The organism is Pseudomonas sp. TH43 (assembly GCF_016650635.1).
Classification (GTDB): Bacteria; Pseudomonadota; Gammaproteobacteria; order Pseudomonadales; family Pseudomonadaceae; genus Aquipseudomonas.
On the sequence record NZ_JAEKFI010000004.1, the window covers coordinates 2,237,044 to 2,257,261 of the forward strand.

The following is a 20,218-nucleotide window of genomic DNA, read 5'->3' on the forward strand; positions in this document are numbered from 1 at the left end:
AGCCCATGAGCCGCAAACAGCAACTGCTCAAGCGCCACCGGCGTAACAAGCGTATCGGTCTGTTGATCGCGCTGATCGTGTTGATCGCGATCGGTGTGCTGGTCGCCTGGTGGTTGCCGCTGCTGCTGGCGGTGATCGGCTGGATCGCCCATGAAGCGTGGTTTGCCGATCACCTGTTTTATTCGCCGAAAGACGATTACCAGTACAGCTTTCCACCGTATACACCGCAGCCAAAAGTGCATCTGAACGGCGAGCAATTGCGCCTGGATGACGGTGTGATGCTGGTGGATGACGCCACGCTGATTCTTGCGGTACGGGTCAAAAGCACCTGGCTGGGACGCTTCTTCGACCCACGAATCGAGCTGGTGGGCGGCACGAATCCTGATGCGCAAACCTTCGAGCGCGGCGTCAATGGCCTGCGTTACCTGAACCTCAGTGGTCAGTCGCAGACCTTGTCGCAAGGCTTGCTGCGTCTGCGTGGGCGCTTCTGCCGGGTGTCCGGTGAGCCGGTGTTGTGGGCGCTTGAGCAAGCGGATTATCGCCGCTCGCGGGTGATGGTGATTGCACCGCATGCGGACGACGCTGAACTGGCCGCCTACGGTTTGTACAGCCAGGCCGATGAGGCCTGGATCGTCACCCTGACCGCCGGTGAAATCGAAGCCGAACACTATCAAAAGATGGGCCTGGACAAGATCGAAGCCGCACGGCTCAAGGGCCGTTTGCGTGCCTGGGACAGCCTCGCCGTGCCACGTTGGGCCGGTGTGCCAGCAGAAAACTGCGTGCAATTGGGCTACTTCTGTCTGCAACTGGCAGCGATGCAGGCCGCGCCGAATCAAGCGGTCGGCTCACGTGAAGCCGATTTGAACGATACACGTCTGTTCCGCCAGTTGAATCCGTTCACCTTGCCGGGCGACGTCGACGGCGCACCGACCTGGAACAACTTGCTGGCCGACTTGCGCGAAGTGCTGCTGCGCGCACGCCCGGACGTGATCGTGCTGCCGCACCCGACACTCGATCCGCACCCTGACCATATTTGCAGTCAGCAAGCGGTGTTGCAGGTGCTGGGCAGCCTCGACTGGCAACCGACTCTGCTCGGCTACGCCAACCATTTGCACGACAACGATCGCTGGCCGATGGGCAATGCCGGTGAGGGCATTGCATTGCCGCCGGCGTTCGATGCCGCCGCACCGATGCAGCCACTGAGCCTGCGACTGACGCTTGAGCAGCAGCGCGACAAGGCCATGGCGCTGGGCATGATGCATGACTTGCAGCCGCCAGCGCCGTTCAAGCGCCGTTTGCGCCGCGTGATCCAGCGTTTGCTGGCCGGTCGCAAACCGTCGGTGTACGGCGAAAACGAATTTTTTCGAAAAGCGGTCAGGCGCCAGGAATTGCTTTGGCTGCTGAAGCCGGGTGAATCAGGCGTAAACCGGGGAGAGTTATGAGTCAACGGTCGAAGGTGTTGCAGCTGCAGCCTGACTACAACGTCAAGGCCAATGATTTCGCCGACCTTGCCGAGCAGATCGTCAAGGCGCTGCCGTCGGATCGCTACGAGGTGACCGCGGCGTTTCTGCGCGGTAAACCCGCGCCCGGTGAACCGGTCAGTCGCGCCGACCGCTCGGTGTATTTCGAGTTTTCCGACAAGTCGCTAAAAGGCATGCGCCTGCGGGCGATGTGGCAGTTGTACAAGTTCTGCCGCCGGGAAAAGTTCGATGTAGTGATCTGCAACCGCTTCAAACCGGTGAACATGATGCTCACGCTCAACCGCTGGTTGAAGGTGCCGCTGTGCATCGGCATCTCCCACGGTTTTGGTGAATACGACCGTTTTTACCGCCGCCGCCAGACTCAGCGCCTGATCGATCGCCACTGGCGTTTCGTCGGCGTGTCGCCGGCAGTCAAGCAGTACCTGCTCGATTGCGCTTGCGGCTTTACCGACCAGAACACCTACGCGATCACCAATGCCATCGACATCGAGCAGGCCGAAGGCTTGCAGCACAGCCGCGAAAAGGCTCGCGAGATGTTGGGCATCGACCCGAATGTGCGTCTGATCGGCGCGTTGGGTCGGCTGGTGTCGGTCAAGGGCCACACCTATCTGTTGCAGGCCTTCGCGGCGCTGAAAGACAAATACCCGAACACGCAGCTGGCAATCATCGGTGCCGGGCGCCTGCAAGCACCGTTGGCCGCCGAGATTGAACAGTTGGGTTTGAGCGGTCGTGCACACTTGCTGGGTTTCAAGGAAAACGCTCTGCAATACGTGCGAGCCTTTGACATCTGGACCATGCCTTCGCTGGCCGAAGGCCTGGGGCTGGCGTTGCTGGAAGGCATGAGCGGGCATTTGCCGGTGATCGCTTCGAACGTGCCGGCCATGCTGCCGCTGATCGAAGGCGCGGGCGGACTGGCGATCACGCCCAAGGATGTGCCGAGTCTGGTCGCGGCGCTGGATAACTATCTCGCGCTGTCCGACGACGAACTCAAGGCCAAGGGCGAGCAAGCCTACCGCTATCTGCAAGAACAACATGACATCGAGGTGTTCCGTCAGGAGTACCTGGACCTGATCGATTCAGGCCTGGAACAAGCGCGCAAGGAACAGCCGTGAGCGAAGAAAAAGCCCTGAGCGATGACGCAGTGTCGAGCGACGCCAATGCCCTCGTCACCGTCATCATCGCGTCCTACAACCACGGCCCGTACATTGAGGAAAGCATTCTCAGCGTCCTCAATCAAAGCTACAAAAACATCGAATTGCTGGTGGTCGATGACGGCTCGAAGGACGACAGCGTCGAGCGTATCAGCGCCTTGCAGGCGCAGTACGGTTTCGATTTTCAGGTGCAGCAGAATCAAGGCCTGACCAACACCCTCAACGGCGCCATTGCCCGTGCCAAGGGCAGCCTGATCGTACCGTTCGGCTCCGACGACATCATGTACCCCGAGCGTATCGCCACTCAGGTGGCGTACATGGACGGTAAGCCCGAAGTCGGAATTTGCGCCGGCAACATCGAGTTGATGGACGCTGAGGGCAATCTTTACCCGGAAAAGCGCCAGCGCCGCGATGTGCCGTTCCGTCGCCTGGATTTCGACGACATGTTCCTCGAGCGCAAGCCGTATCCACCGGCACCGACTCTGATGATCCGCCGCGAAGCGCTGGACAAGGTCGGCGGCTTCGATCCGACGATTCGCCTCGAAGACCTGTATATCGAGCTGAAGGTGACGCGGGCAGGTTATTTCATCGATGGCTTGAACGTGGTCATGGCGCGCTATCGCAAGCACGCGACCAATTCGTACAAGAATCATCGCTTCATGATCGAGAGCATCCTGCGCATTTACGCGCTGTTCAGCGATCACCCGCTGTATGACGAGGTGCGCTACAAATCGCTGAATTCGATGTTCCTGAAAACCGCCAATCGCGACCGCAAGCTCGCGCGTGAACTGCTCGCGCAGATTCCGTTCAAGGCATGGAACAAGAAGACTTGGCGCGGTCTGGGGCGTTTGCTGTTTTCGCCGCTGGAAAAGGACTGAAGGCAACGCTCGCCGGGATCAGCGAGCGGCTTTCTCCGACAGGCTCTTTTCGCCTTTCTGGCGCTGACGCAGCCACTGCAGGACTTTCTTGCCAGCGGCGATCCCCGGCAGCTCGATGTACAGGAAGGTCGCGCTGCTGATGAGTATCAACAGGCACGTACACACAGCCACCAGAGGCAGATAGACCCACGTTTGGGTGGCGTCCAGATGCAGCATCAGCGGCAGTCGCTGCACCATCAGCCACAGTACGAAACCGTGCAGCAGGTAAGTGCTGTAGCTGATCTCGCCCAGCCAGCGAATGCTGCGCGGCTTTAGTGCGCCGAACAGGTTATTGCCGGAGGCGACAATCACGAAGAACAGTGTCAGCAGCAGCAGCGGCGCTGTCTTGAAGGCACGATTGAACGCGGTGAAAGCGATGACCAGCGCCAGCAAGGCAATGAATCCGGCCAGGCGCGTGCGGCTCCATGCCAGCAGCGCTGGTCGACGAATCCAGTACGCGGCGGCGATACCGCCGAGAAAGCTGGCGAGGAAATGCTTCTTCAGCGAGTGCTCCCAGCCCACTACCTGGTACAAGGCGTAAATGCCGATCAGGCACAGCACCACTTGTAACCAGTTGCCGCGATAGATGAAGACCAGCCCGGCCAGCGGCAGCGCCAGATAGAAAAACACTTCATAGGCCAGCGTCCAGGTGACGTTGGAAATCAGCATGCCGGTCTGCGGATACTGGTTGATGTCTGGTCGGTCGAAGGTCAGCCACGCGAGAATTTGCTTGATCAGTTGTGCCCCGGGTTCTTTGAGTTCCCAGTTCTGCAAATGGAAGACGGTGACAAATACGATCAACATCAGTGGCAGGTACAGCGGATAGAGGCGGAACACGCGCGAAATCCCGAACGCCAGCCAGTCATGCTGTCGACCCTGTGCCAGCAGGCGATTCCAGAACAGAAACCCGGTGATCATGAAAAACAGCGCGACACTGCCCTGACCAAGCATCGAGTAAAAGTTGCTCGGCGGAAACGCGAACACACCGGTCCGCAGGAATATCCACGTAATGACCAAATGGTGCACGAACACGCCAAACGCCAGATAGCCGCGCAGGCCGTCGATGCTCGCATAACGGCTTTCGCCGGAGTGCTGCAAGTGACGGGCTATTTTCGGTACCGCGCGCAGTAACAAGGCAGCGGATACGATTGCCAGCAGATAGGCTGCCAGCGCAATCAATGGATTGGTTTCGTTCATCATTGAACCTGGGCCGCAGTGTTGCCGGCGAGCACTTGCCTGTGCAGATTATCCACAGCGGATTTCGACGCCATCGTGGCGTACCCCTGGAGCAGCGCTTCGAAGTGATCCTCGAACAGCCAGCGCTTGTCGACGGTGTAACGTTGCATATGGCGCAAATTGCGCTGACGCAGGGACAGACTGAGCGGGGTAGGGTAGACGCGCAGGTCGGCCAGATCAATCAGGCCGAACTCGCCATCCTCCAGCACCAGCACGTTGCCCAGATGCAGAGAGCGGAAGTACACGCCCTTCTCATGCAATTGCGCCATGAATTTGCCAAAGCGTTCAACCAGTGCCTGACGAACCGCTGGCGCGGTGATGCTTTGCAGAACCTGGCGCAGCGTGTGGCCAGGCAATGGCGCGTAATGCACGGCACTGCTGCCGTCATCGAGGCGATACAGATTCAGCACCTGTGGCGTGGGAATGCCCATCTGGCGCAATTGTTCGCTGTTTACCGCAAAGCGTTCGGAGTAAGGATTGAAGCTGCCCGAGGTGTACCAGCGGCGGCGGCGGAACAGCTTGAGGAATGTGCCGTCGCTCAGGCGCAGGACTTTCGGGCCGAGACCATCTTCTTCAATGATCTGCGCCTCGTTGCTCATCTGTTGCAGGCCCGACGCCGAGAGTTTCTGCACCGGCAGCGTCAACAGGCGGCGTGCGCGCTGATTGATGCTCAGCGCAGCGATCAATGCCAGTGGGATCCACAGCAGGAACCAGTGCTCTTTTGGCCGCGAAATAATGCCGCCGCCTTCGGTCAGCCCGGCACCGATACCGAACACCAGCAGGCTGGAGGCGAGGATCAACAGCGGCTGCACCCGTTGACGCCAACTGCTCAGCAGGCCCCAGGCTAGGAAAAACAGCCACGGCAGCAGGCCGAAGATGCCGACATAAAACAGTACGCCCAGGACAAAGCTGTGCGGTTCCTGAAAGGTGTAACCAACGCCGGGGTCAATCGCCAGACTGGCGCTGTAGCCATGGCCGATCCATGGATGCTCACTGATCAAGTGCAGCGCTTGTTGCCAGATTTCGAATCGGTAAGAGTCACCGCGCTCGATGATCATTTGCGAAAAAGCCGTCAACACCGCAATGCCGCTGGCGGCCAGTGCTGCCAGCAGCCACAGCGAGCGCCGGTTCCAGCAAATGAAGCAGAGCCACAACGCTGCCATCGTCAGGGCCACCAGCGGTGTCCGGGAGCCGGTGCCGATCACGGCCATGAACATGATCGCCATGGCCGGTACGCTGAGCCACATCATCTGGCGACGCTTGCAGGTCATGGTCACGGCTAGCCAATAGGCACTGAAAAATCCGAACAGGTGCGAGCTCAGCAACGGGTTGTCGAAGGCTCCGCCGCCAATCAGGCGCATGCCGGGCTCATAAACGCGGGCGTACTTGAACAGAAAGCACGTCGTTGCCACCAGCGCGACCAGTGCGGCGGCAAACAGCAGTGGTTGCAGGATGTCGTTGCGATAACGCACCAGCAAATACGTGCCGGCAAACAGCAGCAAGGTGTGCAGCGGCGGTTTGAACATGCCACCAACCGATTCCCCGCCGGGCCCCCAAATGAGGCTGAGCAAGGCCCAGGCGACAAACACCAAAATGGCGATGATGATCGGCTCGCGCAGCAACTCTTTGAGTTCGCGCGGACGCAGGCACAAGGCGATCAGCGTCGGGATGCTGAACAGCCCGTAAAACAGCTTGTGATGCAGACTTCGGCCGGGCAGAAAGAACAGCGCGCACAAGAGCAAGAGATAGCCGGTGGGAAGAATCCACAGGCTAATGAAATCGAAGACTCGATTGGACGTACTGCTGAAGCCGCGAAGTTGCATGCTGTGAGATTCAATCCTGAAGTTGATCGACCATTCGGGTGATGGCTATTTGATGCTGAAAAAGATGCTTAACAATAACAGCCTTTCGCCGATTGCCAGAACCCTGAAGAAGCTGTGCTAAAGTCAGCGTCCTTTTTATCGACTTTCGCGTGATATGACCGACTCCAGTCCCGCCGCAAGCCCTTCGAGCTTGAAAATCTACTTCCGCCTGCTCGGCTACGTCCGGCCGTACATCAGTCTGTTTCTGATCAGCATCGTCGGCTTTCTGATTTTCGCCTCGACCCAGCCGATGCTTGGTTACATTCTCAAGTATTTCGTCGACGGCCTGTCGAACCCTGAAGCGGTGCTGTTTCCGTCCGTGCCTTACCTGCGTGACCTGCAACTGCTGCAGGCCGTACCGCTGCTGATCATCCTGATCGCCGCGTGGCAAGGCCTGGGATCTTATCTGGGCAACTACTTTCTGGCCAAGGTTTCCCTCGGTCTGGTGCATGACCTGCGGGTGCAGTTGTTCAATAACCTGCTGGTACTGCCTAACCGCTACTTCGACAAGCATAACTCCGGTCATCTGATTTCGCGTATCACCTTCAACGTGACCATGGTCACAGGGGCGGCAACAGATGCGATCAAGGTCGTAATCCGTGAAGGCATGACGGTCATCTTCCTGTTCGCCTCCCTGCTGTTCATGAACTGGAAGCTGACGCTGGTGATGGTGGCGATCCTGCCGCTGATCGCTGTGATGGTGCGTACCGCGAGCAAGAAATTCCGTAAGCAGAGCAAGAAGATCCAGTTGGCCATGGGCGATGTCACCCACGTGGCGTCGGAAACCATCCAGGGCTATCGCGTGGTGCGCAGCTTCGGGGGCGAAGTCTACGAACAGAAACGCTTCCTCAAGGCCAGCCAGAGCAACACCGACAAACAGCTGCGCATGACCCGCACCGGTGCGATCTACACGCCAATGCTGCAACTGGTGATCTACAGCGCCATGGCGGTGCTGATGTTCCTCGTGCTGTACCTGCGTGGCGATTCCTCGGCGGGCGACATGGTCGCCTACATCACCCTGGCCGGCCTGCTGCCGAAGCCGATCCGCCAATTGTCCGAAGTCAGCTCGACCATCCAGAAAGGCGTGGCCGGTGCTGAAAGTATTTTCGAGCAACTGGACGTTGAGCCAGAAGTCGATACCGGTACCGTCGAGCGCGACTCGGTGACCGGTCGTCTGGACGTGCGCAATCTGAGCTTCACCTACCCAGGCACCGAGCGTCAGGTGCTCGACGGCATCAGCTTCACGGCCGAGCCCGGGCAGATGGTTGCGCTGGTCGGTCGTTCGGGCAGCGGCAAGTCGACGCTGGCCAACCTGATTCCGCGCTTCTATCACCATAACAAGGGCGAAATCCTTATCGACGGTGTGGAAGTCGAGCAATACAAACTGCTCAATCTGCGTCGTCACATTTCCCAAGTGACCCAGCACGTCACGTTGTTCAGCGACACCGTGGCCAACAACATCGCTTATGGCGACCTGGCCGGCGCGCCGCGTGAAGACATCGAAAAAGCGGCGCGTGATGCGTACGCGATGGACTTCATCGAGCAATTGCCTGAGGGCCTCGATACGCAAGTCGGCGAAAATGGCGTGCTGCTCTCTGGCGGCCAGCGTCAGCGTCTGGCGATTGCCCGGGCTTTGCTCAAGAACTCGCCTTTGCTGATTCTCGACGAGGCTACCTCGGCACTCGACACCGAGTCCGAGCGGCACATTCAGGCGGCTCTGGATCAAGTCATGAAGGGGCGCACCACGCTGGTGATCGCGCATCGTCTGTCGACCATCGAGAAAGCCGATCTGATTCTGGTCATGGATCAGGGCCGCATCGTCGAGCGTGGTACACACGACCAGTTGCTGGCGCAGAACGGTTACTACGCACGCCTCAATGCCATGGGCCTGGATGCTCCGGCCGAAGACATCGCCTGAACCCTTAACTGATCCTCCTGTGGGAGCGATCCTGCTCGCGATTGCAATTGCATAGCCGACACCCACGTCGGTTATGCAAAGCAATCGCGAGCAGGCTCGCTCCCACAGTTGTTTGTATCAGCCCTTGATTGTTTACCTGGCGGGAGCAATGTCGACATTGCGCTTGCTGATCGGCAGTCTGACTGCTCAAAAAACCAGCAGAAAGCCTAGCTGTTTCATCCTGTTGCAGCCTGCGCACAAGCCTGCGCCAACCCTGTGTTAATATCGCGCCCCTGTTCATTTTGTATGTGGGTTGCTCCATGAAGTTGTCCATGCCGCGATTCGATCAAGCCCCTGTCTTGGTGGTCGGCGATGTCATGCTCGACCGTTACTGGCATGGTGGTACCTCACGGATTTCCCCTGAGGCGCCGGTTCCGGTCGTAAAAGTCGAGCAAATCGAAGACCGTCCGGGCGGTGCTGCCAACGTTGCCTTGAACATTGCTGCGCTGGGTGCGCCGGCATCTCTGGTCGGTGTGACCGGCGATGACGAAGCCGCCGACAGCCTGAGCAACAGTCTCAAGGGCGCGGGCGTGCGAGCTCTGTTCCAGCGCATCGCGCATCAGCCGACCATCGTCAAACTGCGGGTCATGAGCCGACACCAGCAATTGCTGCGAATCGACTTTGAAGAACCGTTCGCCACCGATGCACTGGCCCTAGCCTCGCAGGTCGATGACCTGCTCGAAGGCATCAAGGTGCTGGTGTTGTCGGATTACGGCAAAGGTGCACTGAAGAACCATCAAACCCTGATTCAGGCGGCTCGCGCCAAAGGCATTCCGGTGCTGGCCGATCCAAAGGGCAAGGACTTCTCGATTTATCGGGGTGCCAGCCTGATCACGCCGAACCTCAGCGAGTTCGAAACCATCGTCGGCGGTTGCGCCGATGAACACGAGTTGGTGAGCAAGGGCGCCGCCCTGATGCACGACCTCGAACTCGGCGCGCTGCTGGTGACGCGTGGCGAACACGGCATGACCCTGTTGCGCCCGGATCATCCGGCGTTGCACTTGCCGGCACGTGCCCGTGAAGTGTTCGACGTGACCGGTGCCGGCGATACCGTTATTTCTACCTTGGCGGCGGCGATTGCCGCTGGCGAGGAGCTGCCTCACGCTGTCGCCCTGGCCAATCTGGCGGCGGGCATCGTCGTTGGCAAGCTCGGTACGGCGGCGATCAGCGCGCCGGAACTGCGCCGCGCCATTCAGCGCGAAGAAGGTTCAGAACGCGGCGTGTTGGGTCTGGAGCAATTGCTGCTGGCGGTTGCCGATGCCCGTGCGCACAACGAGCGGATCGTCTTTACCAATGGCTGCTTCGACATTCTGCATGCCGGCCATGTGACCTATCTGGAACAGGCTCGCGCTCAGGGCGATCGTCTGATCGTGGCGATCAACGATGATGCCTCGGTCAGCCGACTGAAAGGGCCGGGTCGTCCGATCAACAGTGTCGACCGCCGCATGGCAGTACTGGCCGGTCTCGGCGCAGTGGACTGGGTGATCAGCTTCCCTGAAGGCACGCCGGAAAACCTGCTGCGCGAGGTCAAGCCGGATGTGTTGGTCAAAGGTGGGGATTACGGCATCGATCAGGTTGTCGGCGCCGATATCGTCACTGCTTACGGCGGTACGGTGAAAGTGCTGGGGCTGGTGGAAAACAGCTCGACCACGGCGATTGTCGAGAAAATCCGCAAGTCTTAGCAACGGCAAATTGTGGCGAGGGGATTTATCCCCGTTCGGCTGCGCAGCAGTCGTAAAATCAGTCACCGCGATTGATCTCAATCACCGCGGTCACAGGTTTTAGGGTGGCTTGGCCACCCAGCGGGGATAAATCCCCTCTGCACAAGATTATTCTGAACCCTTCACATTGCCTTGCGCGGTACGATCTTCTTCAGCAACTGCTTGGCCTTGCCGCGTAACCGCGCCAGGCCGGTAGGCTTCTCCGGTGGCGTCAGGCCCTGCTGCCGCAACCAGTCCTTCCAGCGAATCCTCTCTTCACGTACCAGCCAGCCATCCTGTTTGGCGAAGCTCTCGGCCAGATACAAACCGCGAGTGCCTGCCGGGTACAACTGCCCTTTCTTCAGCGTATACAACTCGGCCAACGGCTCGCCATCCTGCAGCGGCATCAGGTACAGATCCGGCCGTTTGCGATCCAGCCGTGCAACCAGTTGATCGCCCTCCAGCCGCTCATCGACATGAAACAAACTCAAGGATTTTGCTTCCTTGGGCACTTCCAGTCGCAGGTCATAGATCAATTGCAGCGACGCCGTCGGCAAGTGCACATAGGCCCGTGGTCGTTCGAGCAATTGCAGGTTGGCGCAGCGTACTGGCCGAGCCGAGCCGGACAATGGCGTCAAGCGAAACGGCAGCGCTTCGCGATAGTGCAGGGCCGTGGCGTAAGGCGCTGGCAGCCAGGTGTCATTGAAACGACCGCCAAGCCAGCCTTCAGGGGTTTCCAGCAAACATTCTTCGGCGATCTCTTGAATGGCCGTGTGCAGCGGAATGTTCAGTTCGTGCGCCGGTACATAACCGGAAATCAATTTGAGCACTACGTCGCCGCGATCCTGGCGCCGCTGGCGCACCAGCACCCAGTAGTCGCGATTTTGCCAATGCAGGGTCAGTCGCACCGACACGCCAAGGTTGGCCAACTCCACCGCGAACCGCTCGGCATCGGCGACGCTCACCGGTTTGCGCCGCTGCAAGGTCTGAGCAAAATTCAGCGGCATGCCGACGCTCTGATAACTCAGGCCCTCGGGCGTGGCTTCGACGAACAGTGGCAGGGTCTTGAAGTTGCTCGGGTTCTTTCTGATGAGCGTGCGCGGCATATCGGCTCCTGCTTAAGGCCGCGAAGCGGCGTCAGTGACCACGTAGGACCTGGGCTACGGTCGCAACGTTGTGGGCGAGGTGCAGCGGATTGATCGTGCCGACAATAGCACTGGCCACGCCAGGCTGCGCGAACAGCAACTCGAAACTGGCGCGCACCGGATCCACGCCCGGGCTCAGGCAAACATGGCCGCTGGCCAAGGCTTTTTTCACCAGAATGGCTTTGCCGTGGGCAGCAGCATAGTCAATGACAGCTTTCTCGTTTTGTTCGTTCAGATTGTAGGTGACCATCGCGCAGTCCCCTTGCTCCAATGCTTTCAGGCCACCTTCGACGGTTTTGCCGGAGAAGCCGAAGCCGCGGATCTTGCCCTCGGCCTTGAGCGCCGCGAGTGTCGCGTAAACCTCTTCGTGCTCGAGAATCGCCACGTCGTTGCCGTCGGAATGCACCAGTACCAGATCGATAAAATCGGTTTCAAGACGTTGCAGGCTGCGCTCGACGGACATCCGCGTGTGAGTCGCACTGAAGTCGTGGCGCGACAGACCATCGGCAAATTCCTCGCCGACCTTGCTGACAATCACCCAGTCCTGACGCTGGCCGCGCAACAGTGGGCCGAGGCGTTCTTCGCTGCGACCATAGGCTGGCGCGGTGTCGATCAGGTTGATGCCCAGTTCGCGCGCCTGGCGGAGCAGCATTCGCGCTTCGTCGTCACCGGGGATCTGAAAACCGTTGGGGTATTTCACGCCTTGGTCGCGGCCGAGTTTGACCGTGCCCAGGCCTAACGGCGAAACCATCAGGCCGGTGCTGCCCAGAGGGCGATGCAGGTCGTGCAGGTTGGCGATGGTCATGGCAACAGTTGCTCCCAGGCTGGAACGCCCATCGGTGGTTTCGGCAGCGCCGGCAACGGTTCAGTGGCTTGCGGCTGGATGCCGTCGCGCTCAAGAGAAGCGATCACCCGGTCAGCGAAGTCCGGCGCGAGCGCCAGTTTGGTTGGCCAGCCGACCAGCAAGCGACCCTGTTCGGCGAGAAAGGCGTTGTCGGGGCGTGTCAGCCCGGTTTGCAGTGGCTCGGCGCGGTCGACACGCAGGGTTGCCCATTGCGTGGTGCTGAGGTCGATCCATGGCAGCAACTGTGCGATTTCTTTTTGCGCGGTGGCGATTTGCTCGGCGGGTTCGCGGTGCACACCTTCGCTCTCGGCGATGTCGCCGCCCATGTACCAGACCCACTGACCGTCAGCGGCCGGATGGGTGGTCACGGTAATGCGCGGTTTGGTGCCGCCGCCCAGGCAATGTGCGTACAGCGGTTTCAGGCCCGGGCCTTTGGCGATGATCATGTGCAGTGGGCGGCGTTGCATGGCCGGTTGGGTCAGGCCAAGGTCTTCGAGCAATTGAGCGGTGCCAGCCCCGGCGCTGAGGACGATGCGCTGCGCACGAATCTCGCGGCCGTCGACTTTCAAACCGACCAGTACGCCCGCCTCCAGCAGCGGTGCGATGGTTTGCCCGGCGAGCAGGCCATCACCAGCCAGCTCGGCCAGGCGCTGAATCAGGCTTGGCACATCGACCACCAGTTCGGCGAGGCGGTAGACCTTGCCCTTGAAGCGTTTGTCTTGCAGAGCCGGCGGTAACTGCTCGCCCTTGACCTGATCGACACGGCCGCGTACGGCCTTGCTGGCGAAGAAACTGGTGAGGTTGCCGGCGAGGGTGCCCGGCGACCACAGATAGTGGGCCTCGGACAGCAGGCGCACGCCGGTCAGGTCCAATTCGCCGTTGCCGGCCAATGCTTCACGCCAGCGTCGCGGCATGTCGGCGATGGCTTCCGAGGCGCCGGTCAGCGCACCGTGCAGCGCGTACTTGGCGCCGCCGTGGATGATGCCCTGGGACTTCACACTCTGCCCGCCGCCGAGGCTGGCGCTTTCCACCAGCACGGTCGAAAAACCCTGACGGCGCAGACGCGCGTTCAGCCAGAGGCCAGCGACACCAGCGCCGACAATCAGAACGTCGGTGGAAATAACGGATGGCATGCAACGACCTCAGTGTTCAAGACGAGGGCGCAGTATACAGACTCGGGAAAGAGGCGGATTTGTCGATGATCAACAGGGCTGACGCAAAACCGATGTGGGAGCGAGCCTGCTCGCGAATGCGGTGTGTCAGGCAACATTGTTGTCGATTGACACGCCCTCTTCGCGAGCAGGCTCGCTCCTACAGGGATTGGGGTTGGCTTTAATGGCCGGCGGTTTTCGAGAACAGCTGGATAACGACGACACCGAGCACGATCAACGCCATCCCCAGCATCGCCGGCACATCGAGTTTCTGCCCATAAATGAACAGCGCGGCCACGCTGACCATCACGATGCCCATGCCGGCCCACACCGCATAGGCAACACCCACTGGCACCGAGCGCACCACCAGCGTCAGCATCCAGAATGCAATTGCGTAGCCGACGATAACCAGAATCAGCGGCAGGGGAGTGCTGAAGCCCTTGACCGCTTTCATCGACACGGTGGCTATCACTTCGGCACAGATGGCAATGGCCAGATAGACGTAGGCGTTCATGTTCAATCCTCAATGTGAAACGTTACTTTCCAGGGCGGCATTTTAGTGATTCCTCAGATGCGGTAAAGTCATTACCTATCTGCATTGGAGATAGGCCGACAGGCATGCAATGGAATCTCGATCAGCTACGCATATTCGTCAACGTCGCCGAGCAACGCTCGTTTTCTGCCGTGGCGCGCCAGCAACGCAAAGCGCAGTCGGCGATCAGCACTGCCATCGCGATGCTTGAGGACGACTTGGGCGTCAGCCTGTTTGAGCGTAGCAGCGGCCGCCAGCCTAGCCTCACTGAAGCCGGCGAGGCGCTGCTGGAAGAAGCGCGCGAAGTGCTGCGCCAATGCGAGCGCCTCAACGGCCGGGCGATGGCCATGATGCGTGGGCAGGAAGCGCAACTGCGAGTGGCGCAGGATGAAGCGATGCCCTATCAGGCTTTGGTGGAAAGTTTTGGTGAGCTGGGCGAGCAGTTTCCCAGCCTCGAAGTGCAACTGACCAGCGCCGCGCAAGGCGAAGTCGCGCGCAAACTGGTCGAGCGTCGTGCCGATCTCGGACTGCTGTTTTATCACGACGAAATCCCCGAAGCGCTGGAGCGTCGGGTGCTCGGCAGCGTGGAAATGGTCACGGTCTGCGGGATCAATCATCCGTTGGCGACACAGTCCTACGTCACCTGTCAGCAACTGGCGCAACACCGCCAGTTACTCATGTCGACGCAAACCAGCGTCTATCCCGGGAATGAGCCGGCGAGCCCGCGAGTCTGGCGCGCCGACAGTTTTTACGTGATGGCCGAATGGCTAGTGCGCGATCTTGGCTGGGCGTGGTTGCCGCGGCACGTCGTGCAGTACTCGGCGTATCAGGGCCTGATGGTCGAACTCGACAGCGAATGGACCCCGCCGGCGCTGGTGGTGGAGCTGGTCTGGCGCCGCGACGAACCCCTCGGGCCGGCCGCGCGCTGGCTGGCCGAACGTTTTGCCGTGCGCTTGCGGGCGATCGGCGACAAAAGTCGATAAACTCCGCCGCCATGAATAGAACTCTGTACACCGCGCTGTTTTATCTGGGGCTGCCATTGGTGGCGATTCGGCTGTGGCTGCGCGCGCACAAGGCGCCGGCGTATGCCAAGCGGATTGGCGAACGCTTCTCTTATGGGATGCCGACGCTGCAACCCGGGGGGATCTGGGTGCACGCGGTGTCGGTGGGCGAAAGTATCGCTGCGGCGCCGATGATCCGCGCCTTGCTGCAACGTTATCCGACGTTGCCGATCACCGTCACCTGCATGACACCGACTGGTTCGGAGCGCATTCAGGCGCTGTTCGCCAACGAACCGCGCATTCAGCATTGCTACCTGCCGTATGACTTGCCGTGCGCGGCGGCGCGGTTTCTTGATCGGGCGCAACCGAAACTCGCGGTGATCATGGAAACCGAGCTGTGGCCCAACCACATTCACCAATGCGCCAAGCGTGGGATTGCAGTGGCGTTGGCCAATGGGCGTTTGTCCGAGCGCTCGGCGCGCGGTTACGGCCGCTTCAGCAAACTGACTGCGCCGATGCTCGCCGAGATGAGCCTGTTTGCCGTACAGACCGAAGCTGAAGCCAAGCGCTTCCGTGATCTCGGCGCGCGCCCGGAGACGGTCGAGGTCACCGGTTCGATCAAATTCGACCTGACCATCGACCCGCAACTGCTGCAACGTGCCGCCGAACTGCGCAGTCAGTGGCAGGCGCTTGAGCGTCCGGTGTGGATTGCCGCCAGTACCCATGAAGGCGAGGACGAAGTGGTGCTCAACGCCCATCGTCGTTTGCTGGCCAATCACCCGGATGCGCTGCTGATTCTGGTGCCGCGTCATCCCGAGCGGTTCAACTCGGTGTTCGAACTGTGCCAGCGTGAAGGTTTTGCCACGGTGCGACGCTCGACCGGGACCAACGTCGATGCGCAGACGTCAGTGCTGCTCGGCGACACCATGGGCGAATTGCTGTTTCTCTATGCCTTGGCTGACAGCGCATTCGTCGGCGGCAGCCTGGTGGCGAACGGTGGTCATAACCTGCTGGAACCGGCAGCGCTGGCGAAGCCGGTTATCTGCGGCCCGCACCTGTTCAACTTCCTCGACATCGCCGCGCAACTGCGCGAGGCCGGGGCGTTGGCCGAGGTGGATGATGCCGAAGGGCTGGCGGTGGAAGTGCAGCGCTTGTTCGAGTTACCGCGTGATGCGCAACGCATGGCCGAGGCCGGGCTGGCGGTGATGCGCCGCAATCAGGGGGCTTTGCAGCGCTTGCTGGATGGCTTGGGCAGACTGATCAAATAGTCGCTTGGAACATTTATTGTGGCTAGGGGATTCATTTCAGATGGGTTGCGTAGCAGCCCCAAAACCATTCAACGTGGTGATTCAGTTAGATCTGGAAAGCGGGGTTTACGACTGCTGCGCAGCCGGACGGGGATAAATCCCCTCGCCACGGGGGATTCATTTCAGAGTGTTTATGGGCGTGCCTTGAGCTGTGCCTCGGCTGCCTTGGCCAGGTCCGGTGGCAGGAAGTCCTTGTCGGGGTTGTAGTCGGCCTTCAGATAACGCCGCAGATCTTCCAGATCCCCAGGATTCAACGTCCCCGCCGCCTGCTTCAAACGCAGGTTGTCGAGGATGTAGTCATAACGCGTGTTGTTGTAGTTGCGCACCGAGGTGTACAGCTGACGTTGCGCGTCGAGCACATCAACGATGTTGCGCGTACCCACCTGATAACCGATTTCCGTGGCTTCCACCGCGCTCTGGTTGGAGATGATCGATTGCTTGCGTGCCTGTACCTGCTCGACGTCGGTGTTCACCGCTCGGTGCAGGTTGCGGGTGTTTTCCACCACTTGCCGGCGCAGGGACTCACGCTGTTGCTCGCTCTGATCCAGTTGCGCATACGACTGGCGCACCTGCGAACTGGTCAGCCCGCCGCTGTAGATCGGGATGTTCAGCTGCAGGGCCAGCGTGGTTTGCTCGACGTTGCCACCGTACGGCGCGCCGAAGGCGTTCGGGTTGGCGAAACCGAGAGCATCGTTGTCGCCTTTTTCGTATTTCGCTACGGCATCGAGGGTCGGCAGGTGGCCGGCCTTGCGCTGTTTCAAGGTTTCTTCTGCCGAGCTGACGGCAAAGTTGCTGGCGAGCAGATTCAGGTTCTGTTTCGCCGCGGTATCGACCCAGGCCTTGGCGTCGTTCGGCGCCGGCGGCAGGATCGGCAGGGTGTGGACGATGCCCTGAATCGAGTTGTACTGACGGTTGGTCAGGGTGATCAGCGCTTCGAAGGCGTCGTCGACCTGGCGCTGAGCGACGATGCGGTTGGCCCGTGCGGTGTCGTAACTGGCTTGCGATTGCAGGACGTCGGTCTTGTCCGACAGGCCGACATCGAAGCGCTCGTTGGACTGGTCGAGCTGGCGCTTGAACGCGGCTTCTTCAGCCTTGGTCGAGGCCAGGTTGTCTTGGCTGCGCAGGACGTTGAAATAGTTCTCGGCCGATTGCAGGATCAGGTTCTGTTCCGTCGCCGAGAGTTGCAGCGCGGCTTGCTCGTTGACGTCCTTGGCGGCCTGGTACTGGAACCAGCGATCGGCGCGGAACAATGGTTGAGCGAGGGTCGCCTGATACGAGTGAGCGCTGCGATTGGCGATAGCCGATGGCTGATCGATCGAGGTACGCACGTTGGCTGTTTCGGCACCGCCGGACAGATTCGGCAGCAGCCCTGCGCGGGCCTGCGGCACCACTTCTTTCTGTGCGCCGTACTGGGCGCGGGCGGCGGCCAGATCGGCGTTGTTGTCGACCGCTTCCTGATAGACGCTGACCAGATCGGTTTTGGTTGACAAGGGCGCTTCTGCTGCCCAGGCCATTGCGTTGGACGCACAAGACACGGCAACAGCCAGTGAAAGTTTGCGCAGCATGAGGCGATCCCTAGCATGAATATTATGGAAATAATGTGCGCGCCAAGGCTACGGCGCGGCCCCCGCAGCGTCAAGGCGCAGCGGGGCTAGGCGAGTGTAGTTGTGCATTGCGGCGGCAACAATCCTGCAAGTCCTGCCAATTGCGCCATTCATCATGGTGTTTGCCGCGGTGTTGGCGTTCTTTGCCAGTTGTGTCTAGACTGGCCGGGTTCTTGTCGGGGTGCCTTGCTATGAGGCTGAGATCGAATAATTTCGGATCCCGTTGAACCTGATCAGGTTAGCGCCTGCGTAGGGAACAAGATTTCTCGTCACCCGGCGAGTCCTCTTGTGCTTCGTCCGGGAAATTGTTCGACAATCGAACGCTCGACGACGATGCACAGCACCAGTCCTGGTGCGTCCGTGCCTTTCAGGTTCTGCTCCGACAATCCACTGCCTGGATGCTGTCTGGAGAGCCCGTGATGACCACTACAAAATCAAAAAACGCGATCAACCTGAGTGACTCGGCCAAGGTCGACGAGCAATCGGTCAAGCCGTTCACACGTTCGCAAAAAGTCTACGTTCAGGGCTCTCGCCCGGACATCCGCGTGCCGATGCGCGAAATCTCCCTCGACGTGACCCCGACCGACTTCGGCGGCGAAATCAACGCGCCAGTCACCGTCTACGACACCTCGGGCCCGTACACTGATCCGAACGTGGTCATCGATGTGCGCAAAGGCCTGGGCGATGTGCGTTCGGCGTGGATCGACGACCGTGGTGACACCGAGCGCCTGGCCGGTCTGAGCTCGAACTTCGGCCAGCAGCGCCTGGCCGATGCCGAGCTGACCAAGCTGCGTTTCGCCCACGTCAACAACCCGCGCCGCGCCAAGGCCGGGGCCAACGTCAGCCAGATGCACTACGCGCGCCAAGGCATCATCACCGCCGAGATGGAATACGTCGCCATCCGCGAAAACATGAAGCTGCAAGAGGCCCGCGCTGCCGGTCTGTTAACTCAGCAACACGCCGGTCACAGCTTCGGCGCGAGCATCCCGAAAGAAATCACCGCCGAGTTCGTCCGCGAAGAAATCGCCCGTGGCCGTGCGATCATTCCGGCCAACATCAACCACGTCGAACTGGAACCGATGATCATCGGCCGTAACTTCCTGGTGAAGATCAACGGCAACATCGGCAACAGCGCTCTGGGTTCTTCGATCGAAGAAGAAGTGGCGAAACTGACCTGGGGCATTCGTTGGGGTTCGGACACCGTGATGGACTTGTCCACCGGTAAACACATCCATGAAACCCGTGAGTGGATCATCCGTAACTCGCCAGTGCCGATCGGTACCGTGCCGATCTATCAAGCGCTGGAGAAGGTCAACGGCGTCGCTGAAGACCTGACCTGGGAGCTGTTCCGCGACACGCTGATCGAGCAGGCCGAGCAGGGCGTCGACTACTTCACCATCCATGCTGGCGTGTTGCTGCGCTACGTGCCGCTGACCGCCAAGCGCGTGACCGGCATCGTTTCCCGTGGCGGTTCGATCATGGCCAAGTGGTGCCTGGCGCACCACAAAGAGAACTTCCTCTACACCCACTTCGACGAAATCTGCGAAATCATGAAGGCCTACGACGTCAGCTTCTCGCTGGGCGACGGCCTGCGTCCTGGCTCGATTGCCGACGCCAACGATGAAGCGCAATTTGGCGAACTGGAGACCCTCGGCGAGCTGACCAAGATCGCCTGGAAACATGACGTGCAGTGCATGATCGAAGGCCCGGGTCACGTGCCGATGCAGTTGATCAAAGAGAACATGGACAAGCAGCTCGAGTGCTGCGATGAGGCGCCGTTCTACACCCTCGGCCCGCTGACCACCGACATCGCGCCGGGCTACGACCACATCACTTCCGGTATTGGTGCGGCAATGATCGGCTGGTTCGGTTGCGCCATGCTTTGCTACGTGACGCCGAAGGAGCACTTGGGTCTGCCGAACAAGGATGACGTGAAAACCGGGATCATCACTTACAAGATCGCCGCGCATGCCGCCGACCTTGCGAAGGGGCATCCGGGCGCGCAGATTCGCGACAACGCGTTGAGCAAGGCGCGTTTCGAATTCCGTTGGGAAGACCAGTTCAACCTCGGTCTCGATCCGGACACCGCCCGTTCCTATCACGATGAAACCCTGCCGAAGGATTCGGCGAAGGTCGCGCACTTCTGTTCGATGTGCGGGCCGAAATTCTGCTCGATGAAGATCACTCAGGAAGTCCGCGAATACGCGGCCAACCAACGGATCGAAGCGGTCGACGTGGATGTCGCCCAAGGCCTGGCGGAACAGGCCGAGCGGTTCAAGAAGGAAGGCAGTCAGCTGTACAAAAAGGTTTGATCTGACCTGAGAAGGTGG

At 60.1% G+C, this 20,218-nt stretch carries 15 protein-coding genes, 1 pseudogene and 1 riboswitch; of the genes and pseudogenes, 8 read left to right on the forward strand and 8 right to left on the reverse strand.

Annotated elements, in window-relative coordinates:
• Positions 1-5: 5 nt before the first annotated feature.
• Genes JFT81_RS26470 through JFT81_RS26480 form a run of 3 tightly spaced genes read left to right on the forward strand, consistent with a single transcriptional unit; the run spans position 6 to position 3,510 of the window.
• Entirely contained in the window at positions 6-1,442 is a 1,437-nt protein-coding gene (locus tag JFT81_RS26470) for a PIG-L family deacetylase (RefSeq protein WP_201230187.1), read from the forward strand.
• Complete coding sequence (locus tag JFT81_RS26475; RefSeq protein WP_201230188.1) at positions 1,439-2,593, forward strand: glycosyltransferase family 4 protein; 1,155 nt, start codon at positions 1,439-1,441, stop codon at positions 2,591-2,593. Before JFT81_RS26470 ends, JFT81_RS26475 begins: the two co-directional genes overlap by 4 nt.
• Before the next feature lie 14 nt (positions 2,594-2,607).
• Positions 2,608-3,510: a glycosyltransferase gene (locus JFT81_RS26480; protein ID WP_207199975.1), complete on the forward strand. Its 903-nt coding sequence runs from the start codon at positions 2,608-2,610 to the stop codon at positions 3,508-3,510.
• 18 nt (positions 3,511-3,528) lie between these two features.
• Here JFT81_RS26480 and JFT81_RS26485 read toward each other — a convergent pair whose 3' ends face one another.
• Positions 3,529-4,746: an acyltransferase gene (locus tag JFT81_RS26485; RefSeq protein ID WP_201230189.1), complete on the reverse strand. Its 1,218-nt coding sequence runs from the start codon at positions 4,744-4,746 to the stop codon at positions 3,529-3,531.
• Positions 4,746-6,608 carry a bifunctional O-antigen ligase/aminoglycoside phosphotransferase family protein gene (locus JFT81_RS26490; protein WP_201230190.1) on the reverse strand — a complete coding sequence of 621 codons (1,863 nt, stop codon included), beginning with the start codon at positions 6,606-6,608 and terminating at the stop codon, positions 4,746-4,748. The genes JFT81_RS26485 and JFT81_RS26490 overlap by 1 nt, the downstream gene beginning before the upstream one ends.
• 154 nt (positions 6,609-6,762) lie before the next feature.
• Here JFT81_RS26490 and msbA point away from each other — a divergent pair, with 154 nt between their 5' ends.
• Together msbA and hldE are read left to right on the forward strand one after the other, a co-directional pair.
• Positions 6,763-8,565: a lipid A export permease/ATP-binding protein MsbA gene (gene msbA, locus JFT81_RS26495; RefSeq protein WP_201230191.1), complete on the forward strand. Its 1,803-nt coding sequence runs from the start codon at positions 6,763-6,765 to the stop codon at positions 8,563-8,565.
• A 299-nt stretch (positions 8,566-8,864) separates the two neighbouring features.
• Positions 8,865-10,286 (forward strand): bifunctional D-glycero-beta-D-manno-heptose-7-phosphate kinase/D-glycero-beta-D-manno-heptose 1-phosphate adenylyltransferase HldE, encoded by a 1,422-nt coding sequence (gene hldE / locus JFT81_RS26500; RefSeq protein WP_201230192.1) that lies wholly within the window; start codon positions 8,865-8,867, stop codon positions 10,284-10,286.
• A 161-nt stretch (positions 10,287-10,447) separates the two neighbouring features.
• On the opposite strand, the gene JFT81_RS26505 is transcribed toward hldE, so the two are convergent.
• The 5 genes and pseudogenes from JFT81_RS26505 to JFT81_RS26520 form a co-directional block, all read right to left on the reverse strand.
• Entirely contained in the window at positions 10,448-11,410 is a 963-nt protein-coding gene (locus tag JFT81_RS26505) for a metal ABC transporter ATPase (protein ID WP_201230194.1), read from the reverse strand.
• Positions 11,411-11,441: 31 nt separating this feature from the next.
• A complete protein-coding gene (locus JFT81_RS26510) occupies positions 11,442-12,254 on the reverse strand; it encodes an aldo/keto reductase (protein ID WP_201230196.1) in 813 nt (270 codons plus the stop codon).
• The gene (locus JFT81_RS26515; protein WP_201230198.1) at positions 12,251-13,426 is read right to left on the reverse strand and encodes an FAD-dependent oxidoreductase; all 1,176 of its coding nucleotides are present in this window, start codon (positions 13,424-13,426) and stop codon (positions 12,251-12,253) included. The genes JFT81_RS26510 and JFT81_RS26515 overlap by 4 nt, the downstream gene beginning before the upstream one ends.
• Before the next feature lie 95 nt (positions 13,427-13,521).
• Positions 13,522-13,614, reverse strand: a pseudogene (locus JFT81_RS29605) (metal ABC transporter ATP-binding protein); the annotation flags it as partial.
• Between the two features lie 11 nt (positions 13,615-13,625).
• A complete protein-coding gene (locus tag JFT81_RS26520; RefSeq protein WP_201148297.1) occupies positions 13,626-13,958 on the reverse strand; it encodes an SMR family transporter in 333 nt (110 codons plus the stop codon).
• Positions 13,959-14,062: 104 nt separating this feature from the next.
• On the opposite strand from JFT81_RS26520, the gene JFT81_RS26525 reads away from it, so the two are divergent.
• Entirely contained in the window at positions 14,063-14,959 is an 897-nt protein-coding gene (locus tag JFT81_RS26525; protein ID WP_201230200.1) for a LysR family transcriptional regulator, read from the forward strand.
• An 11-nt stretch (positions 14,960-14,970) separates the two neighbouring features.
• Positions 14,971-16,245, forward strand: coding sequence for a lipid IV(A) 3-deoxy-D-manno-octulosonic acid transferase (gene waaA, locus JFT81_RS26530; protein ID WP_201230202.1), 1,275 nt, complete (start codon positions 14,971-14,973; stop codon positions 16,243-16,245).
• Positions 16,246-16,415: 170 nt separating this feature from the next.
• Here the strand turns inward: waaA and JFT81_RS26535 are convergent, their stop codons facing one another.
• A complete protein-coding gene (locus tag JFT81_RS26535) occupies positions 16,416-17,849 on the reverse strand; it encodes a TolC family outer membrane protein (protein WP_201230204.1) in 1,434 nt (477 codons plus the stop codon).
• Between the two features lie 206 nt (positions 17,850-18,055).
• Positions 18,056-18,161, forward strand: a riboswitch (TPP riboswitch).
• 146 nt (positions 18,162-18,307) lie between these two features.
• Between JFT81_RS26535 and thiC the strand changes: the two genes are divergently transcribed.
• The gene (thiC, locus tag JFT81_RS26540; RefSeq protein ID WP_201230206.1) at positions 18,308-20,200 is read left to right on the forward strand and encodes a phosphomethylpyrimidine synthase ThiC; all 1,893 of its coding nucleotides are present in this window, start codon (positions 18,308-18,310) and stop codon (positions 20,198-20,200) included.
• Positions 20,201-20,218 lie beyond the last annotated feature (18 nt).